The organism is Pseudomonas imperatae (genome assembly GCF_057128625.1).
The window spans coordinates 120,965-142,472 of sequence record NZ_JBSKHP010000012.1; the positions used below are offsets into that span (position 1 = coordinate 120,965).

Below are 21,508 nucleotides of genomic sequence, written 5' to 3' on the forward strand. Positions count from 1 at the left end.
GAATTAACGGGTGGTGGCGTGGGGCAGGTGCGCCGGTTGCGCGCGGCCGGCGTGCTCCACCGCCTCGCTTTCGGCGTCGTCCGCGTCCAGGCGTACCAGGTGGGCCGGCACCCCGGTGGCGGCGCCCCAGTAGTAAATGACCAGCGCGCTGGCGGCCACGGCCAGTGTGTCGTAAGGGTGGCCGAGCACGCCCAGGCCGCCGAAGCTGCCCAGCCAGGAGAGCAGGATGGTCACGGCGTAGAAGCCGATCAGCCAGGCCGAGGAACGCACTTGCTGGCCGATGCTCAAGTGGTCGGTAGGCACCAGGCGCTGGCACAGCAGGTACACCACGAACATCACGATTTGCAGGCCCAGCAGCCAGGACACGGTGCCCCAGCCCGACCAGTAGACGATCAGCGCAGCGACAATGAACGACACCGGGCCCAGCAGCGCGAAGCCTCTCACCCGGAACGGCCGGGGCATGTCGGGGGCGTTGCGGCGCAGGGCGGCCACCGAGATCGGCGCGATGGCGTAGCTCAGCACCAGGGCGGCGGACACCACGTTGATCAGCGCTTCCCAGGAGGGGAACGGCAGGGTCCAGAACAGCGACAGGCCGAAGGTCAGCCACAGCGCCGGGCGCGGGATGCCGGATTTCTCGTCGATGCGAGTGAAGACCTTGAAGAAGGTGCCGGTGCGCGCCCAGCCGTAGATCACCCGCGGCGTGGCGTTCATGTAGATGTTGCCGCAGCCGCTGGGCGAGATCACCGCGTCGGCCACCACCAGGTACGCCAGCCAGCCCACGCCCAGGGCCAGGGCGATGTCACGGTAGGGCAGCGAGAAGGCCTTGCTGATGCCGGCCCAGCCCTGGCTGAGCATCTCGGTGGGAATGCCGCCCAGGAATGCCACCTGCAACAGCACGTAGATGCCGGTGGACAGCAGCACCGAGAGGATCAGCGCAATGGGAATGGTGCGTTGCGGGTTGCGCACCTCGCTGGCCACCGAAATGATCGGCGTCAGGCCCAGGTAGGCGAAGATGATGCCGCCGGCCGACACCGCCATTTCCACGCCGGACAGGCCGAACGGGGCGAAGCCGTGCACGGTGAAGTTGGCCGGTTTGAAGAAGGTGAACAGCACGCCGATCACCAGCAGCGGCACGATGAATTTGAACAGACTGATGAAGTTGTTGGCCTTGGCGAAGGTCTTGACGCTGTAGTAGTTCAGCGCGAAGAACAGGCACAGCAGGGCGAACTGCAGCAGCCAGCCCAGCAACGTCGGGTTGCCGGTGCCCGGTTGGCTCAGCGCCGGCAGCCACGCCGCGGCGTACTGGCGGGCGGCGACCACCTCAATGGCCACCAGGCTGGAAAACGCGATCAGCGTGATAAAGCCCATCAGGTAGCCCAGCAGCGGGCCGTGGGAGAACACCGGGTAACGCACCACGCCGCCGGCGCGGGGCAGGGCGGCGCCCAGCTCGCAGTAGACGATGCCCAGCAGCAGCACCGCGAAGCCGCCCAGCATCCACGAGAAAATACCCGCGGGGCCGGCGATGGTGGAGACGTGACTGGCTGCGAACAGCCAGCCGGAACCGAAAATGGCACCCAGCCCGATGAAGGTCAGGTCCATCAATGAGAGTTGTTTCTTGAACTTGCCTGTGCCGGACATGGCGTCGCCTTCTTGTGTGTTATTGGTCGGCAGGAGTGGATGTCGCCTTGCAGTTGTTATTGTTGGGCGGCGCCGCTTGGGCGCTTCCCGTGGGCTCTACAGTGAACCTTGCGGCGCCGCTTTACTTGATGCTTTTCGCCAGCGACGATGACGAAATCGGCACAATTGGCAGAATGGTTTCAGCCGCTGGACAGCGCTCGCCCAGTGCGGCAAGCTGGCCGGCCGCAGCGCTGCCATGGCGGTGCGTGCCGCCGTGAGGAGCCTGGTCCATGACCCTGGATGCACTGACGCTGCTGGGCCAGGGGCACGCCCTGGAACGCCCGCAAACACTGGATGAAATGCTCGCCGGCATGGCGCCCCTGCTGCCCATGCTCGACGTGATTCCCAACGCGGTGGTCTTCATCAAGGACCCCCAGGCGCGCTACCGCCTGGCCAACCGCACCCTGCTGCAGCGCTGTGGTTTCAAGCGCCTGCAGCCGCTGCTGGGCAAGACCAGCGCCCAGGTGTTCCCCGCACAATTGGGCCCCGGCTACACCGAGCAGGACCGCCGCGTGCTGGAGGAAGGCCTGGTGCAGGAGGACCAGCTGGAGCTGCACCTGTATGGCAGTCGCGAGCCGGGTTGGTGCCTGACCCACAAGCAGCCCATCTACAACCGCGACGGTGCAATCATCGGCCTGGCCGGCATCTCCGTGGACCTGCAGACCGCCAGCGCCAGCCACCCGGCGTACCAGCGCCTGGCGGCAGTGGACGAGTACATTCGCGGGCACTTCCAGGGCCCCATCAGCATGGCCGAGCTGACCCGCATTGCCGGGATCTCGGTGGCGCAGCTGGAGCGCTACTGCAAGCGCGTGTTCCACCTCACGCCGCGGCAGATGATCCACAAGGTGCGCCTGGAGCACGCCCATCGGCTGCTGCACAGCGAACTGCCGATCACCGAGGTGGCGATGCAGTGCGGCTACACCGACCACAGTGCGTTCAGCCGCCAGTTCAAGACGCTGACCGGGTTTACCCCGCGGCAGTATCGGCAGGCAACGGTTGCGCGGGGTGGCAGCGGGTTTTGACGCGGCCTGGCGGCCGCTGCTACAAGGGTGGTTTATTTCAAGGGAATGGTCATGACGTCAGGACAATGCCTGTGCGGCACCGTGCGCTTCAGCCTGGAAGCGGCGCCGCGAACCTTCTACCGCTGCCACTGCAGCTTGTGCCGCCGGCAGACGGGCGTGGGGCATAACCTCGCTACCGTGGTGAAGGCCGCCGACTTCCATTGGCACGCCGGCGCAAGCGCCATCAGCACCTGGCAGAAGGCAACCGGCTACCGCAACGACTTCTGCGGCCAGTGCGGCGCCACCGTGCCCAACCCCCTGCGCGGCGAGCCGTATGTGTGGGTACCGCTGGGCCTGCTGGACGGCCCGCTGGACGCCGAGTGCGTGGGCGACTACTGCACCGACGACGCCATGCCCTGGGACCAGCAACGCTGCGCCAGCCACCACGCCGCCGCCCCCGAAACCCTCGACGCCCTGATCCAAGCCCTGGCAATATCCCCGTAGCAGCAACTGTCTTTGTGGGAGCTGGCTTGCCAGCGAGTTTTTAGGGCCTCAACAGCTCGCTGGCAAGCCAGCTCCCACAACAACGGCCGCGTCAGGGGGCATGCCCCCCCCCCCCACACATCCGTTCCAGGAGGGAACCATGACCGCACCCACGTTCGATAGCCCCATCCCCATCCTGCGCAGCTTCGACGAAGCCAAGGCCCGCGAGTTCTACCTCGATTTCCTCGGCTTCAGTGTCGAGTTCGAGCACCGTTTCGAGCCTGGCCTGCCGCTGTACCTGGGCATTCGCCGCGGCGCGTTGCAACTGCACCTGTCAGAACACCACGGCGATGCCTGCCCGGGGGCGACGGTGTTTATTCCGATGCACAACATAGAACAGCTGCGCGATGAGCTGGTGGCCAGGCGCTACGGCAATGCGCGGCCCGGTATCGTGCAGCAGGACTGGGGGCAGGTGCTGGAAGTGTACGACCCGTTCGGCAACCGTCTGCGGTTCTGCCAGATGTGAGGGTGGTGGGGCGGGACGCGGCCTGGCGGCCGTTGTTATGGGGTATCTGGGAAATATTTTGAAACATTTATGACAGCTGTAAGTCCACTGCATACATCTGCCAAAGACGCCCCTATGAAAACACCCAGACCCTCCGCGCGCCTCGCCCCGCTCACCGAACTTCGCAACCTGAAAATGGCCCGTTCTGCCCACGCCTACGTGCGCGGCAGCACGGTGCAGTTCTACCAGTGGCTGCACAGCCAGCCGGGCAAGCGCCTGCCCAGCGGGCCGGCGGTGTGGATCTGCGGCGACTGCCACGCCGGCAACCTGGGCCCCACGGGCGACCTCAAGGGCAAGATCGACATCCACATCCGCGACCTCGACCAGACCGTGATCGGCAACCCGGCCCACGACCTGGTGCGCCTGGCGCTGTCGTTGGCCACCGCCGCGCGCGGCTCCGACCTGCCCGGCGTGGCCACCGCGAAAATGCTCGAGGAGATGATGCGCGGCTACGAGCTGGCGTTCGAAACCAACGTCGACGAAGACCCGCCACGCCCGGCCCAGGTCAAGGCCGGCATGCGCAGCGCCGTGCAGCGTACCTGGAAGCACCTGGCCCAGGAGCGCATCGAGGACACCCGCCCAACCATCCCCCAAGGCAAGCACTTCTGGCCACTGGCCAAGGACGAGCGCACCGCGTTGAAGAAGCTCTGCGCCAGTGACGACATCCACGCGCTGGTGACCTCGCTCAAAGGCCGCTCCAAAGATGACCGCGTCGAGCTGCTGGACTCCGCCTATTGGGTCAAGGGCTGCAGCTCCCTGGGCCTGCAGCGCTACGCGGCGTTGCTGAGCGTGGGCGATGACGACGACCCCGACTACTGCCTGATCGACATCAAGCAGGCCGTGGGCGCTGCCGCGCCGCGCGCCGCCCGCGCGTCCATGCCACGGGACAACGGCCAGCGCGTGGTGGAGGGCGCCCGCCACCTGTCACCGGGCCTGGGCAACCGCATGCTGGCCACGCGCATGCTCGACAACGGCTTCTTCATCCGCGAACTGCTGCCCCAGGACATGAAACTGGAGCTGGACCAACTCACCCAGGTCGAGGCCATGCGCGTAGCGGCCTACCTGGCGCGGGTGGTGGGCCTGGCCCACGCCCGGCAGATGGACCTGGCCACCCGCGCCGGCTGGATCAAGGACCTGCAACTGAACCGCTCGCGCACCCTGGATGCGCCGTCGTGGCTGTGGAAGAGCGTGGTGCAGCTGGTGGCCAGCCATGAAATGGGCTACCTGGAGCATTGCCGGCGTTATGCGCTGGAGGAGGCCAAGCGGGCGAAGGCCGGCAAGTAGCGAGCCGGGTTCAGCGGCTTGGGCATGCCCCCTCGGGTTGGGCCATGACCGCGGGACGCTGGCCCATCATCAGCAGTGCCACCAGCAGGGCCAAGGCGGCGATGGCCGTGGCGATCAAGCCCAAGGCTTCCAACCCCAGGTGCCGAATCCCCAGCCCGCCCAGAATAGCCCCCAGGCCAATGCCCGCGTTGGCCGCCGAAATGTTCAGCGAAGCCGCCAGTGCCTGGGCGCGGGCGCCAGCCTGCATCACCCGCACCTGGCACACCGGGAACAGCGCGGTGTAGCCGATGCCCCAGGCGACCAGCGCGACGATCAGCCAGGCGTGGTGCCCGGCGGCCGGGACCACGGCGAGCATGCCGGCGCCCATGACCAGCAGGAACAGCACCATGGCCCCCAGCGGCTTGCGGTCTACCAGCTGGCCGCCCCAATGGTTGCCCAGCATGCCCACGGCGCCGAAGCCCATCAGCCACCAGCCGACCTGGCTGGCCGGTACGCTGGCCACGCGTTCAAGGATGTCGGCCAGGTAGGTGTAGGCGGTGAACATGGCCGTGAAGGCCAGCACCGACAGCAGCACGTGAGCCAGGAAGTGCGGCTGGCGCAGGATGGCACTCTGTTTCTCGCCGTCGGCGGGCTTGGGTGAGGTGGGCAGGGTGGGCATGGCCAGGTGCATCAGCGCGGCGATCACCAGCGACACCGCCGCCAGGGCCCAGAACGTGCCGCGCCAGCCCAGGGTGTCGGCGGCCACGGTGCCCAGCGGCACGCCAAACACCAGGGCCGCGGAGATGCCCATGTACACTTTAGACACCGCCTTGCCGGCGTTGCCCGGCCCCGCCAGTTGCCCGGCGGTTTCGCTGGCGGTGCCCCAGAACACCGGCAAGGCCAAGGCGGGGATGAAGCGCGCCAGGGCCATGATCCAGATATTGCTGGCCAACGCGGCCAGCACATTGGAGGCGGCGAACACCAGCAAAATCGCGGTGAACAGGCGCTTGCGCTCCACCTGCGCCAGGCGCGCGGTGAGCAGCGGGCCGAACAGCATCACGGTGAAGGCGAATAGCGTCACCAGTTGGCCGGCCACGGCAATGGACACGTCGAGGTCGCGGGCCAGCGCCGGCAGCAGGCCGACGATGAGGAACTCGGTGGTGACAATGATGAACGCCGCCACGGTCATGATCAGGATCTGCAGGGCTGAATGGGCGGACGGCGTGGCCTGGGCCACGGTTGAGGACGGCATGACACTTAACTCCAGAAAGGTTTTGCCGTAGCCTATTGGAGAATTGACGGCCTATTTGCGCCGTTTTTTACCAACTGTCTTGAACCCAGTTCAACAATGGAGCGGCGATGTTTTCCTCGGAACGGCTCAAGGGTATCGACGTGTTCGTCAGCGTGGCGGACTTGGGCAGCTTCACGGCGGCCGCCGAGCGCCTGCACCTGAGCATTTCGGCGGTGAGCAAGAGCATCGCCCGCCTCGAAGCAAGGTTGGGCGCACGGCTGTTCAACCGCACCACCCGGCGCATGGCGCTGACCGAGGCCGGGCAGACCTTCTACCGCACCTGCACGGCGGTGCTCTGCGACCTTGAGCAGGTGGAGTTGGCGCTGGGCGCCGAGCAGGGCGAGCCCCATGGCCACCTGCGCATAGACCTGCCGGCGTCCTATGGGCGCCTGCATGTGCTGCCGCTGATCCTCGACTTCGTCAAGCAGCACCCGCGGTTGCTGCCCCATGTGTCGTTCTCCGACCGCTTCGTCGATCCGGTGCAGGATGGCATCGACATCGTCGTGCGCATCGGTGGCGCCGACGCCTGGCCCGCGGCGCTGGCGCACCGCTACATCGGCGCCCAGCGCATGATCTTCTGCGCCGCGCCCGCGTACCTGGCGCGCCATGGCGTGCCGCAGTCGGCCGATGACCTGGACCACCACCACTGCGTGGGCTATGGCCAGAACGATGGGCTGGTGGGGCCGTGGTACTTCAAGGGGCGCCAGCCGGGGGAGATGGAGCGGCGCATCATGCACCCGCACATTGCCGTGGGGGATGGCGAAGGCGAGGTGATGGCAGCGCTGGCGGGGCTGGGCATCGCCCAGTTGCCGACCTGGCTGGTGGCGACGCACGTGGCGAGCGGGGCGCTGGTGGAGGTGCTGCCGGACCTGGCCACCGATGGCCAGCCGATGAACCTGGTGTGGTTGCGCAGCCGCGAGAGCCTGCCCAAGGTGAGTGTGTTGGTGGATTACCTGGGTGAGCGGTTGACGTCGGTGGGGGTTAACCGGCCTGTGGGAGCTGGCTTGCCAGCGAGCTTCTAGGGCCTCAACAGCTCGCTGGCAAGCCAGCTCCCACGTTGCCGATCAACCACTCGCGAAACGCCACCAACGCCGGCAGCGCGCGGTTGCGCGGCGGGTACACCAGGTAATAGCTGCGCGCGCTGGCGTAGGGCAGGGCAGGGCTGAGCAACTCGCCGCTGGCCAGTTCCTCGGTGATCAGCACCCGTGGCACCAGGCCGATGCCGATGTCGGCGCGCACCGCCTGCACCAGGTGCGAGGTCAGCTCGAAGCTGGCCCCCAGGCGCATGCCCTGGTGCGCCAGGCCATGGTGGGCGAACCACTCGCCCCAGGCGCTGGGGTTGTTGACCACGCTGAGCAGCACCTGCTGGCCGAGGGCCGCCGGGGTCCACTCGGCGCGGGTGGCCGCCAGGGTTGGCGACAGCACCACCATCAATTCCTCGGCGTACAGGCGGTGGCAGACCAGCCCGGGCTGGTCGCCGGTGGCGACGACGATGGCGGCGTCGATACCGCTGGTCTCGAAGTCCACGGTCTCGATGCGCGAGTTGATGTGCACCATGATGTCCGGGTGCTGGCGGTAAAAGTCATGCAGGCGCGGCAGCAGCCATTTCGAGCCGAAGGTGGGCAGGGTGGCCAGGCGCAGGCTGCCGCTGCCGGTCTGGTGCGCCATGGCGTGCAGGGTGGCGCTGCGCACCCGGCCCAGGGCTTCGCTGATCTCGCGCTGGTACAGCCGGCCCACCTCGGTGAGCCGTACCGCACGGCCCTCGCGGCGGAACAGCGCCACCCCCAGTTGCTGCTCCAGGGCCTGCACCTGGCGGGTCACCGCGCTCTGGGTCAGGGACAGTTCCTCGGCGGCGCGGGTGTAGCTTTCATGGCGCGCCGCCGCCTCGAAGGCCAGCAACACCGACATGGACGGGGTGAGGTTGCGGTAATTCATTCGTAAAAGTCATCAATGCAGGTGCGAATATCGGTTTGTGCCGAACGCCGGGCTCCGGGATCATTGGCATCATCCACTACCTGGCCGCTGATAACCAGCACGCCCAGGGCAGTATCCATGATTATCCTGACATAAAGACGAGGCCATCCCCGATGATCGCCCAACTGACCGGCACCGCACCGGCCACACTGTACCCCGAGTTCCTCGGTGCCCTGCGCAGCGCCGGCTTCAAGGGCCAGCTGAGCACCGACTACGCCACCCGCACGGTGCTGGCCACCGACAACTCCATCTACCAGCGCCTGCCCCAGGCGGCGGTGTTCCCGGCCGATGCCGAGGACGTGGCGCGCGTCGCCACGCTGATGGCCCAGCCGCGCTTCCAGGGTGTCAAGTTGACCCCGCGTGGCGGCGGCACCGGCACCAACGGCCAGTCGCTGACCGATGGCATCGTCGTCGACCTGTCGCGGCACATGAACAACATCCTCGAGATCAACGTTGAGGAGCGCTGGGTGCGCGTGCAGGCGGGGGTGGTCAAGGACCAGCTCAACGCCGCGCTCAAGCCCCACGGGCTGTTCTTTGCCCCGGAGCTGTCCACCTCCAACCGCGCCACCGTGGGCGGCATGATCAACACCGACGCCAGCGGCCAGGGCAGCTGCACCTACGGCAAGACCCGCGACCACGTGCTGGAACTGCACAGCGTGCTGCTGGGCGGCCAGCGCCTGCACACCTACCCGCTGAGCGACGATGAACTGGAGCAGGCCTGCGCCGTGCCCGGCCGTGCCGGCGAGGTGTACCGCGCCGCGCGCACCATCCAGGAAACCCAGGGCGAGCTGATCGAGCGCACCTTCCCGCCGCTCAACCGCTGCCTGACCGGCTACGACCTGGCGCACCTGCGCGACGAGCAGGGGCGCTTCAACCTCAGCAGCGTGCTGTGCGGCGCCGAGGGCTCGCTGGGCTACCTGGTGGAGGCCAAGCTCAACGTGCTGCCGATTCCCACCTACCAGGTGGTGGTCAACGTGCGCTACGCAAGCTTCATGGACGCCCTGCGCGACGCCAATGCGCTGCTCGAGCACACGCCGATCTCCATCGAGACGGTGGACTCCAAGGTGCTGTTGCTGGCCATGAAGGACATCATCTGGCACGCCGTGGCCGAGTACTTCCCGGCCGACCCGGCCCGCCCGACCCTGGGTATCAACCTGGTGGAATTCGCCGGCGACGACCCGGCCGAGGTCAACGCCCGCGTGGCGGCCTTCGTCGAGCACCTGCAGGCGGACAAGAGCATCGAGCGCCTGGGCCACACCCTGGCCGAAGGCGCGGCGGCGGTGAACCGCGTGTACACCATGCGCAAGCGCTCGGTGGGCCTGCTGGGCAACGTCGACGGCGAGGCACGGCCGCAGCCGTTCGTGGAAGACACCGCGGTGCCGCCGGAAAAACTGGCCGACTACATCGCCGACTTCCGCGCGCTGCTGGACAGCCATGGCCTGGCCTATGGCATGTTCGGCCACGTCGACGCCGGCGTGCTGCACGTGCGGCCTATCCTCGACATGAAGGACCCGGCCCAGGCCGCGCTGGTCAAGCCGATCTCCGACGCGGTGGCGGCGCTGACCCAGAGCTACGGTGGCCTGCTGTGGGGCGAGCACGGCAAGGGCCTGCGCTCGGAATACGTGCCGGCCTACTTCGGCGAACTGTACCCGTCGCTGCAACAGCTCAAGGGCGCGTTCGACCCGCACAACCAGCTCAACCCCGGCAAGATCTGCACCCCGCCGGACAGCGCCGAAGGCCTGATCAAGGTCGACGAAGCGCCGCTGCGTGGCGACTACGACCGCCAGATCGACGAGCGTGTGTGGCAGGACTATGGCACGGCGATGCACTGCAACGGCAACGGCGCCTGCTACAACTTCGACCCCGACGACGCCATGTGCCCGTCGTGGAAAGCCACCCGCGAACGCCAGCATTCGCCCAAGGGCCGTGCCTCGCTGATTCGCGAATGGCTGCGCCTGCAGGGCGCGGCGGACATCGACGTGCTGGCGGCGGCGCGCAACCAGGTGTCGTGGCTCAAGGGCCTGCCGACGCGGCTGCGCAACAACCTGGCGCGCCGTCGTGGCCAGGCCGATTTCTCCCACGAGGTGTACGACGCCATGGCCGGCTGCCTGGCGTGCAAGTCCTGCGCGGGGCAGTGCCCGGTGAAGGTCAACGTGCCCGAGTTCCGCTCGCGCTTCCTCGAGCTGTACCACGGCCGCTACCAGCGCCCGCTGCGTGACTACCTGATCGGTTCGCTGGAATTCACCCTGCCGTACCTGGCCCATGCGCCGGGGCTGTACAACGCGGTGATGGGCTCGGCGCTGATCGGCCGGCTGCTCAAGGGCCAGGCCGGCATGGTCGACAGCCCGCTGATCAGCCGCTACAACCTGCAGGCCACCCTGACCCGTTGCAAGGTGCGCGTGGCCACGCTGCCGGCCCTGGCCGAGCTGACCCCGGCCCAGCGCGAGGGCAGCGTGGTGCTGGTGCAGGACGCCTTCACCCGCTACTTCGAGACGCCGCTGCTGGCCGCGTTCATCGAGCTGGCGCACCGCCTGGGCTACCGGGTGTTCCTGGCGCCCTACAGCGCCAACGGCAAGCCGCTGCACGTGCAGGGCTTCCTCGGTGCGTTCGCCAAGGCCGCCATCCGTAACGCCCGCCAACTCAAGGCCGTGGCCGACTGCGGCGTGCGCCTGGTGGGCCTGGACCCGGCCATGACCCTGGTGTATCGCCAGGAATACCTCAAGGTGCCGGGCCTGGGCGAGTGCCCGACCGTGGCCTTGCCCCAGGAATGGCTGATGGACGTGCTGCCCGAGCAGGCCGCCAGCGCCACCGGCAATTACCGCCTGATGGCCCACTGCACCGAGAAGACCAACGTGCCGGCCAGCACCCGCCAGTGGGAGCAGGTGTTCGCGCGCCTGGGCCTGAAACTGGCCACCGAGGCCACCGGCTGCTGCGGCATGTCCGGCACCTACGGCCACGAGGCGCGCAACCAGGACACCTCGCGGACCATCTTCGAGCAGTCCTGGGCCGGCAAGCTGGACAAGCAGGGCGAAGCCCTGGCCACCGGCTACTCGTGCCGCAGCCAGGTCAAGCGCATGGCCGACCGCGAACTGCGCCACCCGCTGGAAGTGGTCCTGCAAACCCTGCTGTAACCCCCCGTAGCAGCTGCCGAAGGCTGCGTCCCACGCCCTGCGTATTTCCAGGAATACCGCGGCGTCGCCGGACGCCGCCTGGCGGCAGCTGCTACGGAGGGCGTTTCATTCCGCAATGGAATCATGACCTTCTAAATCGTCGTTTGTCGCCCGCGCACAACTGTCACAAGATTGACCCACGTCAACGCCGCACCACCCGCGTGTCGTCACACAACAATAAAACCCTCATTACGTTTGCGCTGCCGCCCAACCTCAATGAAAAGGAAGACGCATGGCCCTTCACCCATTCCCCACCGTGACCCACTCTCGCCGCTAACCCGGTAACCGGTTTTCTTCACTTTTTCTGCCCTGCGCACCTGGCCGATGGCTGGGCCGTGGCCGGGTGAAACGCGACCCAGGGGTACCTCATGAGTTCACTTCACAAGCACGCGCCACGCGCACTCAAGCACGGCCTGACCTCACGCCAGGTGTCGATGATCTCCATCGCCGGCATCATCGGCGCCGGGCTGTTCATCGGCTCCTCCAACGCCATCGCCACTGCAGGGCCAGCGATTCTGGTTTCCTATGGCATCGCTGGCCTGCTGGTGCTGCTGGTGATGCGCATGCTGGGGGAGATGGCCATCGCCAACCCTGACAGCGGCTCGTTCTCCACCTATGCCAGCAAGGCCATCGCGCCCTGGGCCGGCTTCACCATCGGCTGGCTGTACTGGTGGTTCTGGGTGCTGATCATTCCCGTGGAGGCCATCGCCGGTGCCGACATCCTGCACGCCTGGGTGCCCGCCGTGCCGTCTTGGGCGTTCGCCTTCCTGATCATGCTGACCCTGTCGGCCACCAACCTGATCAGCGTGAAAAACTACGGGGCGTTCGAGTACTGGTTCGCGCTGGTCAAGGTCATCGCCATCTTCGCCTTCATCGTCGTCTGCGTGCTGGGTGTCAGCGGCTACTGGCCGCTGGCCGAGGTCTCGGGGGTTGGCCACCTGCTGGCAGATGGCGGCTTCATGCCCCATGGCTTCGGCGCCGTGCTGGGAGGCGTGCTGGTGACCATCTTCTCGTTCTTCGGCGCCGAGATCGTCACCATCGCCGCCGACGAAACCGCCAACCCCAAGGACAAGATCCGCAAGGCCACTAACCTTGTGGTGTACCGCATCGCCATCTTCTATCTGTGCTCGATCTTCTTCATCGTCTCGCTGGTGGCCTGGAATGACCCGCGCCTGCTGCAGGTAGGCTCATTCCAGCGCGTGTTGGAAGTGCTCAACGTGCCGGGCGCCAAGCTGATGGTGGACATCGTGGTACTGGTGGCCGTCACCAGCTGCATGAACTCGGGCCTCTACACCGCCTCGCGTATGCTCTATTCCCTAGGCACGCGCGGCGAGGCCCATCCGTTGGCGCGCCATGTTTCGGGCAACGGCGTGCCCACTGTGGCAGTGCTGTGCTCGACCCTGGCGGGCTTCGCCGGCTGCTTCGTCAACTACGTGTTCCCCGGCACCGTGTTCAGCTTCCTGCTGTCCACCACCGGCGCCATCGCCTTGCTGGTGTACCTGGTGATCGCCGTCTCGCAACTGCGCATGCGCAGGATCAGCGAGCGCGAGGGGCAGGTGCTGGCGTTCAAGATGTGGCTGTACCCCTGGCTGACCTGGTTCGTCATCGGGCTGATCAGCCTGGTGCTGGGCTACATGCTGATCAGCCCGGCGTACCGCTATGAAACCCTGATGACTGCAGGGGTGGCAGGGGCCATGCTGGTGATCGGCGTGATGCGGCACAGGGGGCGGCCGTTGGTGCCTGCGGCCGTTCGCTAACGTAGCTGTGTGCGTCGGTTGGATCATACCGCGAGCGTGAATGGCTCGACACCGTTGTGACAGGTGCGCCGATGCTGACCCTGACTCCGCTATTTGCATGACAAACCGTGCGCACGGCCGTGTTACAACAGCGCGACTACTCCGCACGGAATGCCCTTGATGCCTGCACCTGCCCAACGCCCCGGCCCGCGCTTTGGCCTGTTCTGCCTCGCCAGTTTCCTGCTGTCCATCGCCTATGGCAGCACGTTCCTGCTGTCGTTGCTGGTGGCCAGCCACGGCGGCAGCGAGCGCGATGCCGGCCAAGTGTTTGCCGTGGCCATGGTCAGCACCCTGCTGGCGGTGCTGGTGTCCGGGCATGTGATGCAGCGCCTGGGCGCCGGGCGCTCGGTGGCGTTGGGCGCCGGCTGCCTGGTGCTGGCCTCGCTGGGCTTTGCCCTGGTGCCGGGGCTGGGCCTGGCGCTGCTGGGTTGCGGGCTGCTGCTGGGGGTTGGCTGGGGGCTGTTCTACACCCTGGGGCCGATCATGGTCGCGGCCATGGTCGAGCCGGCCCGGCGCACCCACTGCTTCGCGCTGCTGTCGGGCAGCATGCTCACCGGCATCGGCAGCGGCCCCCTGGCCGGCAAGCTGGCCAGCCTGTATGGCTTGCCGGTGCAGAGTGCGTTCCTGCTGGCCGCCGCGTGCGCGGTGGTGGGCGGGGCGTATTTCTGGCGGCTTGGCAGCGGCGCGCAGGGCTCGGGCGAGCCGGTGCAGATCAGCCTGGCGAGCGCCGCCCAGGTGCTGCGCTCGCGCGCCGCGCTGGCGATTCTGATGGTGGGCCTGGGCGGGGCGATCTTTGGCGGCATGGGCAGTTTCCAGACCAGCTACGCCGCCAGCCTGGGCCTGGATTATTCACTGTTCTTCATCGGCTTCATGGGTGCGGCCATCGGCTGCCGCTTGCTGATTGCCGGCTGGGTGGTGAAGCGCAACCCGCTGGCGGCATCCGCCGTGCTCACCACGCTGATGCTGGTGGCGGTGTTCGGTTTCTCCAGCTGGGTGCACGGCAGCCTCAGCTACCTGCTCACCGCCGCGCTGCTGGGGGTCGGCTATGGCCTGAACTACTCGGTGATCAACGGCCTGGCCGCCAACCAGGCGCCACCCCGGCTCACGGCCCAGGCGCTGCTGTTGTTCAGCCTGGCGTATTTCATCGGCGTGTTCGGCTTTCCCTTCGTGATGGGCAAGGTCATCAGCGCGGCGGGGGTGCATGGGATGCTGGTGAGTGTCGCGGTCATGGCCGTGCTGATCTGGGCCCTGGCCGTGGCGCGGGTGATCGGCGGGCGCATTACCACTGCAGCGGCAGCGTGAGAGTCGCACCTATGGGTTTGCGCTACGCTGATAACTGTCCAACCTTTGAAAAAGGAGGCAGGTTATGCGCGTCATGGTATTGGTCAAGGCTACTGATGAGAGCGAAACAGGCACGCTGCCCAGCACCGAGCTGATGGAGGCGATGGGCAAATTCAACGACGAACTGGTGAAGGCGGGGTTGCTGCAGGCTGCCGATGGCCTGAAGCCGTCGTCCCAGGGCAAGCGCGTGGCGTTCGATGGCACCAAGCGCACCGTCAGCGATGGCCCGTTTGCCCACACCCGCGAGCTGGTCGCGGGGTTCTGGATCTGGGACGTCAAGGATATGGACGAGGCGGTGGCGTGGGTGAAACGCTGCCCCAACCCCATGCCCGGGCCGAGCGAAATCGAAATCCGGCCGTTCTATGAGATGTCGGATTTCGAATGACGCCTGTGGGAGCGGGTTCTACCCGCGAAGAAGAACAACGCGTATAGCCAGACGTTCCGCTGCGTCCTTTTCGTGGGCAGAGCCCACTCCCACAAAACCGGCAGCTGCTACGGGTGCAGGCGTTTCTGGAAGAAGTGGCGGGTGTGGGTGGGCGGGTAGTCGTCGATGTGGCCGAACTCGGTGTAGCCGTGACGCTGGTAGAACGCCGGGGCCTGGAAGCTGAAGGTGTCCAGCCAGATGCCCACGCAGTCCTTGGCCCGCGCGTGCGCCTCGGCCATTTCCATCAGGCGTGAGCCGGTGCCCTGGCCACGGGTCTGTTCGGGCACCACCAGCAGCTCGATGAACATCCAACGGTAGAACAGCTTGCCGTACAGGCCGCCGATGATCGCGTCGGTCTGCTCGTCGCGCACCAGCAGCGCGAAGGTCTCCGGCACCGTGCTGCCGGCGTTGGCGATGTTGAATGCGCGCAGCGGCTGGAGGATGGCGTTGCGCTCGGCTTCGCCGGGGTTGGTGTCCAGTTCGATGCGCACGTTCATTGGCCGGCCCTCACGGTGATCATTCCTTGCAGGTATTGCACGGCATGGCCGGCCACGAACACGCGGCCGTCCGCCACGCGGCAGTCCAGCTCGCCCTGGCGTTGCAAGCCTTGCAGCGCTTGCAGGTGCGACTTGCCCAGGCGCTTGGCCCAGAACGGTGCCAGCCCCGCGTGGATGGAACCGGTGACCGAGTCTTCCTCGCCGCCGTTGGCCGGCCAGAAATAGCGCGAGTGGAAGTCGTGGGCAACGCCCGGCGCGGTGACCACCACATCGCGTGGGGCCAGGGTTTTCAGCAGGTCGGAACGCGTGACCACGGCCTCCACCTGCGCCGCGTTGTCGTACACCGCAAAGTATGCCTGGCGGCTGATCCAGTATTCACTGGGGGCAATCGACAGCCCTTCGACCAGGGCCGCAGGCACCTCGGAAAGCGGCGTGGGCGCAAGTTCGGGGAAGCTCAGTTCGAGCTTGCCATCCGGCAGGCGACGCACCGGAATATCGCCGACGGCCTTGGCCCAGAAGGTCAGGGTTTCCGGGGCGCCAAGCTGGTTGAACAGCACGAAGGCGCTGGCCAGGGTGGCGTGGCCGCAGAAGTCGATTTCGGTGAACGGCGAGAACCAGCGAATCTCATAATGGCCACGCGCGTTACGCACGAAAAATGCGGTTTCCGCCAGGGCGTTTTCAATGGCGATGGCTTGCATGACCTCGTCGGGCAGCCAGGCGTCCAGGGGCACCACGGCGGCAGGGTTGCCGGCGAAGAGGCGGGAGGTAAAGGCGTCGATCTGGTAGAGGGGGAGTTGCATGGGCTAAGTCCTTGCCGATTCGTGCACGCACGTTAACAACCCCACGCACCGCCCAGAAGTGACAGATCGCGATTATTTCCACGATACAGTGCCCGTAGCAGCTGCCGCCAGGCGGCGTCCGGCAACGCTGCGGTGCCCGGCCTAGCGCTTGACCATCGGCAGCGGGTCGCAGGGGTGGCTCAGCAACCTTCTGGTAGACAACGTCATCAGGCGCCTGTGAAATCCCGCGTTGGGAAAGGCCTGGCGAATCGCGCGCAGCTTGCGCCGGTCAAGACCGAAGGTCAGCAGCCCCAGGGAGACATCGACCCAATCTGCGCGGCGAAAAATCTCGGCCAGGTGCTGCGGGTTCCTGGAGGCAGCGCTGACCTTATGGTGATCATCGATCATGTGCGTGACGTCGTCGATCCACGCCTGTTGGCCATGTTCGGTCAGAAAGGCAACCGCCAGCTGGCGCGAGGGTAGCAGGTAGTCGAAGGTGTTGGCGGTCCAGATACCCAGGTCGTGAAATGCGCCGGCAATGACGACTTTTTCCAGGTCTGTTGGCGTCAGGGCGGCCTGCAGGTCGCACAGATTGATCAACCGGTACACGTGGTTGCGATAACCCGACCGGTCATTGCCCAGGCAGGTGGCGAAACGATCGATGATCTGTTCCAGCAGATCAATATCCTTGATCACGTATTGCCGCTCCTTGTTGTGGTGCGGCGATTTTATACACCCGGTGCGAAACGGTGATACCCCTTGCCTCTGATGTCGTCGCGACCTCGTAGCAGCTGCCGTCAGGCTGCGTCCTCCAGGCGCCACCGCAGCGGGGCCGGACGCGGCCGTGCGGCCGCTGCTACAGGGGGTAAAGGTTACGCGGCCCCTTCGATCAACGCATCCGCCAAGCCCTTGGCAGTTTCCAGCGCATGCAGCGTCGCCCACAGCAGGCCACTTTGCTTGACGCCGTAATCACTGAGTTCATAGGCCGACTCTGCCGCGCACTTCAGCAACAGGGAAATTTGCACAAGGGCATCGTCCATGGGAATACCGGCACGCACGGTGTAGAAAGGCAGGTGATGTGAGTCGCAGCTGCCGAAGGGCGTGGCAGCGGTTTCGCGGGATGGGGTAGGTTTAGCGGGAATTTCGATTGTCATAGTGCGCTCCGTAAAACATGGGAGCCCCCAAATCGCTACCAAACGATGGAGGCGGCTGTACACAGGTTGGTAGACCGGGTAGAGCGAACCGGCGCACACGAGGTGCCCTGCGCACAGCCACCAGAGGTGGCGACGCATCGTGTCTACCCAGGGCTACCAAACCCGGTCGCTGTGATTCAGCGACCGCAGGAGGGTATGCGTGCACCCCAGGCATAACAAGACACTGGGTACCCTACCTGAGCAAATCAGAAATGTCCTACTTTGGGTCCTACAGAAAATGTGCCCGTAGCAGCTGCCGCCAGGCGGCGTCCTCCAGGCGCCACCGCGGCGGGGCCGGACGCGGCCTGGCGGCCGCTGCTACGGGGTGGTGTGGGGCAATGGCTGGAGGGTGGGGCGCAGGCCGGTGGACGCCAGTGCGGCTGCGGCGAGCAGTGCTACCACGCAGATCGCCAGCGCGTCATGCATGCCTTGCATGAACGCCTGCGGCGCAGCACCGCGCACCAGAAAGCCGAACAGCGCCACGCCGGTGATACCCCCCACCTGCCGCGCTGCGTTCAGCAACCCGGACGCTACCCCGGCCTGGTGCCGGGCCGCAGCCGCCAGCGCTGCGCCGGTGATGGTGGGGATGGTCAGGGCAATGCCGCCCCCTGCCAGCAGCATCGGCACTACCAGCCAGGCGAAGCCGTGGGCGGCCAAGGCTGGCAGCATCAGCAGGTAACCGAGCGCCGAAATCAGCAGGCCCCCTGTCGCCAGGCGCCGCCGGCTGGTTCGTTGCAGCAACCGGCCCGCGAGGATGTTCACTGCCATGAGGATCGCCATCATCGGCAGGAACGCCAGGCCCGTCTGCTCGGGCGTGAGGCGTTCAATGGTCTGGAAATACAGGCTCAACGCGAAGACCATGCCGTAGAACACCAGGTTGACCAGCACGCCGATGGCGTTGGCGCTGGCCAGCAGTGGGTCGCGCAACAGCGCCAAGGGCAGCATTGGCCGCGCCGCCCGAGCCTCCAGCCACACGAACAACACCCCACTCATTACACAGGCCAGCGCGGCGACGATGATCACCGGGCTGGCCCAGCCCAAGGCGCTGGCCTGGGTCAGGGCAAACGTGAAACTGGCCAGGGTCAGCACGCCTGCCAGCTGCCCGGGCACGTCCAGGCTGCGTTGCGGCTGTACAGGGGAGCGGGGCGCGTGGCGGGCGGTCAGCCACAGGCCAAGCAGGCCGATCGGCACGTTGATGAAAAACAGGCTGCGCCAGCCCAATGTGGCAATCAACACGCCGCCTATCACCGGGCCGGCTGCCAGGGCGATGCCACCGCCTGCACCCCACCAGCCCACCGCACGGTTGCGCGCGGCTTCTTCCGGGAAGGCGTGTTGCAACAACGACAACGAAGTGGGCACCAACAGTGCCGCGCCCACCCCCTGGGCCAGGCGCCAGATGATCAATGCGCCCAGGCCCTGTGCCAGGCCGCAGCCCATGGACGCCAGCGCAAACAGCGCGTAGCCCAGCATGAACACCCGCTTGGCGCCAAAGCGGTCGGCGAGGGTGCCGGCCATCAACAGCAACGCGGCGAACACCATGGCGTAGGCGTTCACTACCCACTGCAGGTCGGTGACGCTGGCCGACAAGTCCTGACGCAAGGCCTGCAGCGCCACGTTGACCACGCTGACGTCCATCAGCACGATGAAAAACCCCAAGCAGGTGGCGAATTGGACCTTCCTGGCAGTGGAACTGAACATAGGGTTGACCTCCAGATTGAGGTCTCCACGCTAACGTGCCTGCTTCTGTGCGAAAATTCCGTATATGCGCACTGCTGACTGGAGAAAACGCACCGATGTTCGATTGGGAGAGTCTTCGTGTGTTCCTTGCCATTGGCCACGCTGGCAGCCTGGCCGGTGCGGCGCGGGCCTTGAAGGTTGACCATGCCACGGTCAGCCGGCGCCTTGGCGCGCTGGAGGCCGAGTTGCAGGTGCGGCTGGTCGACCGCCTGCCCCGTGCCTGCCAGCTCACCCCCGTGGGCTTGCAGGTGTTTGCGCTGGCCAGCGAGATGGAGGCCAGTGCGTTTGCCGTGCAGCGCGTGGTGCGCGCCGAACAGTCGCCGGCGGCCGGCCGGGTAGTGCTCAGCGCACCGCCGGTGCTGGCCAGCAACTTCCTCGCTGCCACCCTGCGCCGCTTCCAACAGGAGTATCCGCAGGTGCAGCTGTCCATCGTCAGCCAGGTCCACAGCGTGTCCCTGGGCCGCCGCGAAGCCGACATTGCCGTGCGCCTGTACCGGCCCACCGAGCCGGACAGTGTCACGCGCAAAGTCGGCAGCATGCCGTTCGGCCTGTATGCCAGCGTCAACTACGAACACCTGCATGCACCTGCGCAATGGCAGTTCATCACCTACGGGCCTGAGCTTGCCGACATGCCTCACCAGCAATGGATGATGGCCGTGGCCCAGGGGCGGCCGGCTGCCTGCGAAGTCACCGACCTCACCACCCAGCACGCTGCCGCCCGCAGCGGCGTGGGCGTGGCCGGGCTGCCACGGTTCATGGGCGATGCCGACCCGTTGTTGCAACGCCTGCCGTTCGAGGGCGAAGGGTTCGCCCGGGAGATCTGGCTGGTGCTGCATGCAGACCTGCGGCATTCGCCGTTGCTGCGCGCGGTGATGGCGTTCCTGGTGGACGTGATAAGCGAGACGTTCGACACCGCCCCGTAGCAGCTGCCGCAGGCCGCGTCCGGGTGCGCCGCGGTGTGCCGGGAACAGTGCGGTGCCTTGGACGCGGCCTACGGCCGCTGCTACGGGAGCGGTGTGCGCGATTGCTTTAGCCGCTGCCGCCAGGCTGCGCTGGGCCCGGCGTGCACGGAAGATTTTCAGCGTGGAGAAGGGCCAGCGCAGCCTGCGGCAGCGGCTACACCAAATCCGCGTAGGAGCAACTGTCTTGAAACCGCGTTGCCTGCATCGCGATCAGCGGGTTGCGCGCGTCCCCGTAGCAGCTGCCGCAGGCGGCGTCCGGGTGCGCTGCGGTATGCCGGGAACAGCGCGGCGCTTCGGACGCGGCCTATGGCCGCTGCTACGGATGCGGTGTGCCGCTGCCGCCAGGCTGCGCTGGGCTCACGCTGCGCCTTCCAGCCACGCCTGCAACCGCGCCACTGCCTGCGGCCGGGTGCTGTGCTCGTTCACCGCCAGGTAATAGCCGCGCCGGGTGGCGTAGCGGTGGGGCAGGGCCTGCACCAGGCGGCCGTCGGCCAGCAGGTCGGTGAGCATGTGCGGGCTGCCCAGGGCTATGCCGCGGCCTTCCAGGGTGGCGAGGATCTGCTGGGCGTGGTTGTTGAAGGCCAGGCGCGCAGGCGGCAGCGGGCCACGCACCTGCATCTGGTCGAACCAGGCGGCCCAGTCGGCCACCGCCCAGTTGAAGCCGCGCCAGTGCTCGCGGTCAAGGTTCAGCAGGCGCTCGCCCAGCAGTTCATGAGGCTCGTGCAGGGTGCGGCCCTGCAGGTAGGCGGGGCTGCACAGCGGCACCAGTTCCTCATCCATCAAATGGCTCAGGCGCACGCCGTGGCGCTGGCCGCCGTTGCCGCAGGTAATGGCCATGTCGACGTTTTCCGCGCGCAGGTCAATCTCGCGGTCGAAGGCAAACAGGCGCAGCGCCACCTGCGGGAATTCACGCTGGAAGGCGTCCAGGCGCGGCATCAGCCAGTAGGTGGCCATGCACACGGTGGCGGCGATGGTGATGGCGTCGCTGGCGTCGCCGCGGATCTCGGTGCTGGCCTGGGCGATGCGCTCCAGGCTCTCGTCCACCGCCTCGAACAGGCGCTGGCCGGCGTTGGTGAGGGTGACGTTGCGGTGGTTGCGGATGAACAGCGGGTTGGCCAGGTGCTCCTCCAGCTGGCGAATCTGCCGGCTCACGGCGGCCTGGGTGATGCACATCTCCTGCGCCGCCAGGGTAAAGCTCTGTAGCCGCGCGGCGGCTTCGAAGACCACCAGGGCGGTGAGGGGCGGCAGGCGTCGACGCAGTCTTTCCATAATCTTTTCTCATGGCAACCGGCAGTTTTAATCGATTGCAGGCGCGGCCCGGGATTTGCTTTGATCAACAAAAAACATAGCGCTGA

At 66.6% G+C, this 21,508-nt stretch carries 19 protein-coding genes and 1 pseudogene; 10 read left to right on the forward strand and 10 right to left on the reverse strand.

The features are described from left to right. Positions 1-3: 3 nt before the first annotated feature. The gene (locus ACWKWX_RS16950) at positions 4-1,638 is read right to left on the reverse strand and encodes an APC family permease (protein WP_416423895.1); all 1,635 of its coding nucleotides are present in this window, start codon (positions 1,636-1,638) and stop codon (positions 4-6) included. Positions 1,639-1,907: 269 nt separating this feature from the next. On the opposite strand from ACWKWX_RS16950, the gene ACWKWX_RS16955 reads away from it, so the two are divergent. The 4 genes and pseudogenes from ACWKWX_RS16955 to ACWKWX_RS16970 all read left to right on the forward strand — a co-directional run bounded on the left by ACWKWX_RS16955 (position 1,908) and on the right by ACWKWX_RS16970 (position 5,010). Then, positions 1,908-2,699, forward strand: a complete 792-nt coding sequence (locus tag ACWKWX_RS16955) for a helix-turn-helix domain-containing protein (protein WP_483828375.1) — start codon at positions 1,908-1,910, stop codon at positions 2,697-2,699. A gap of 51 nt (positions 2,700-2,750) precedes the next feature. Beyond that, positions 2,751-3,182, forward strand: coding sequence for a GFA family protein (locus tag ACWKWX_RS16960; protein ID WP_416423897.1), 432 nt, complete (start codon positions 2,751-2,753; stop codon positions 3,180-3,182). 127 nt (positions 3,183-3,309) lie between these two features. After that, positions 3,310-3,687: pseudogene (locus ACWKWX_RS16965) on the forward strand (glyoxalase superfamily protein); the annotation flags it as partial. Between the two features lie 114 nt (positions 3,688-3,801). Beyond that, positions 3,802-5,010 carry a DUF2252 domain-containing protein gene (locus tag ACWKWX_RS16970; RefSeq protein WP_476300042.1) on the forward strand — a complete coding sequence of 403 codons (1,209 nt, stop codon included), beginning with the start codon at positions 3,802-3,804 and terminating at the stop codon, positions 5,008-5,010. A gap of 10 nt (positions 5,011-5,020) precedes the next feature. On the opposite strand, the gene ACWKWX_RS16975 is transcribed toward ACWKWX_RS16970, so the two are convergent. Further along, a complete protein-coding gene (locus ACWKWX_RS16975) occupies positions 5,021-6,241 on the reverse strand; it encodes an MFS transporter (protein WP_483828376.1) in 1,221 nt (406 codons plus the stop codon). A 107-nt stretch (positions 6,242-6,348) separates the two neighbouring features. Between ACWKWX_RS16975 and ACWKWX_RS16980 the strand changes: the two genes are divergently transcribed. Further along, positions 6,349-7,302: a LysR family transcriptional regulator gene (locus ACWKWX_RS16980; RefSeq protein WP_483828377.1), complete on the forward strand. Its 954-nt coding sequence runs from the start codon at positions 6,349-6,351 to the stop codon at positions 7,300-7,302. 4 nt (positions 7,303-7,306) lie between these two features. Here ACWKWX_RS16980 and ACWKWX_RS16985 read toward each other — a convergent pair whose 3' ends face one another. Then, positions 7,307-8,215 (reverse strand): LysR substrate-binding domain-containing protein, encoded by a 909-nt coding sequence (locus ACWKWX_RS16985; protein WP_483828378.1) that lies wholly within the window; start codon positions 8,213-8,215, stop codon positions 7,307-7,309. Then, entirely contained in the window at positions 8,212-8,334 is a 123-nt protein-coding gene (locus ACWKWX_RS16990) for a hypothetical protein (protein WP_483828379.1), read from the reverse strand. The genes ACWKWX_RS16985 and ACWKWX_RS16990 overlap by 4 nt, the downstream gene beginning before the upstream one ends. A 33-nt stretch (positions 8,335-8,367) precedes the next feature. Here ACWKWX_RS16990 and ydiJ point away from each other — a divergent pair, with 33 nt between their 5' ends. The 4 genes from ydiJ to ACWKWX_RS17010 all read left to right on the forward strand — a co-directional run bounded on the left by ydiJ (position 8,368) and on the right by ACWKWX_RS17010 (position 14,946). Continuing rightward, positions 8,368-11,385, forward strand: coding sequence for a D-2-hydroxyglutarate dehydrogenase YdiJ (gene ydiJ / locus ACWKWX_RS16995; protein ID WP_483828380.1), 3,018 nt, complete (start codon positions 8,368-8,370; stop codon positions 11,383-11,385). Between the two features lie 407 nt (positions 11,386-11,792). Then, positions 11,793-13,181, forward strand: coding sequence for an amino acid permease (locus tag ACWKWX_RS17000; RefSeq protein WP_483828381.1), 1,389 nt, complete (start codon positions 11,793-11,795; stop codon positions 13,179-13,181). Positions 13,182-13,340: 159 nt separating this feature from the next. Beyond that, positions 13,341-14,522, forward strand: coding sequence for an MFS transporter (locus ACWKWX_RS17005; protein ID WP_483828382.1), 1,182 nt, complete (start codon positions 13,341-13,343; stop codon positions 14,520-14,522). 64 nt (positions 14,523-14,586) lie between these two features. After that, positions 14,587-14,946 (forward strand): YciI family protein, encoded by a 360-nt coding sequence (locus tag ACWKWX_RS17010; RefSeq protein ID WP_483828383.1) that lies wholly within the window; start codon positions 14,587-14,589, stop codon positions 14,944-14,946. Between the two features lie 107 nt (positions 14,947-15,053). Here ACWKWX_RS17010 and ACWKWX_RS17015 read toward each other — a convergent pair whose 3' ends face one another. The 5 genes from ACWKWX_RS17015 to ACWKWX_RS17035 form a co-directional block, all read right to left on the reverse strand. After that, positions 15,054-15,482, reverse strand: a complete 429-nt coding sequence (locus tag ACWKWX_RS17015) for a GNAT family N-acetyltransferase (RefSeq protein WP_416423909.1) — start codon at positions 15,480-15,482, stop codon at positions 15,054-15,056. Further along, positions 15,479-16,282 (reverse strand): PhzF family phenazine biosynthesis protein, encoded by an 804-nt coding sequence (locus ACWKWX_RS17020; RefSeq protein WP_416423910.1) that lies wholly within the window; start codon positions 16,280-16,282, stop codon positions 15,479-15,481. Before ACWKWX_RS17020 ends, ACWKWX_RS17015 begins: the two co-directional genes overlap by 4 nt. Positions 16,283-16,423: 141 nt before the next feature. Beyond that, positions 16,424-16,957, reverse strand: a complete 534-nt coding sequence (locus ACWKWX_RS17025; protein WP_483828384.1) for an HD domain-containing protein — start codon at positions 16,955-16,957, stop codon at positions 16,424-16,426. 176 nt (positions 16,958-17,133) lie between these two features. Further along, complete coding sequence (locus tag ACWKWX_RS17030) at positions 17,134-17,415, reverse strand: DUF3077 domain-containing protein (protein ID WP_483828385.1); 282 nt, start codon at positions 17,413-17,415, stop codon at positions 17,134-17,136. 357 nt (positions 17,416-17,772) lie between these two features. Beyond that, positions 17,773-19,152, reverse strand: coding sequence for an MFS transporter (locus ACWKWX_RS17035; protein ID WP_483828386.1), 1,380 nt, complete (start codon positions 19,150-19,152; stop codon positions 17,773-17,775). Positions 19,153-19,247: 95 nt separating this feature from the next. On the opposite strand from ACWKWX_RS17035, the gene ACWKWX_RS17040 reads away from it, so the two are divergent. Continuing rightward, positions 19,248-20,114 carry a LysR family transcriptional regulator gene (locus ACWKWX_RS17040; RefSeq protein ID WP_483828387.1) on the forward strand — a complete coding sequence of 289 codons (867 nt, stop codon included), beginning with the start codon at positions 19,248-19,250 and terminating at the stop codon, positions 20,112-20,114. Between the two features lie 396 nt (positions 20,115-20,510). Here ACWKWX_RS17040 and ACWKWX_RS17045 read toward each other — a convergent pair whose 3' ends face one another. Then, positions 20,511-21,422, reverse strand: a complete 912-nt coding sequence (locus ACWKWX_RS17045) for a LysR substrate-binding domain-containing protein (RefSeq protein WP_416423913.1) — start codon at positions 21,420-21,422, stop codon at positions 20,511-20,513. Between the last annotated feature and the right edge of the window lie 86 nt (positions 21,423-21,508).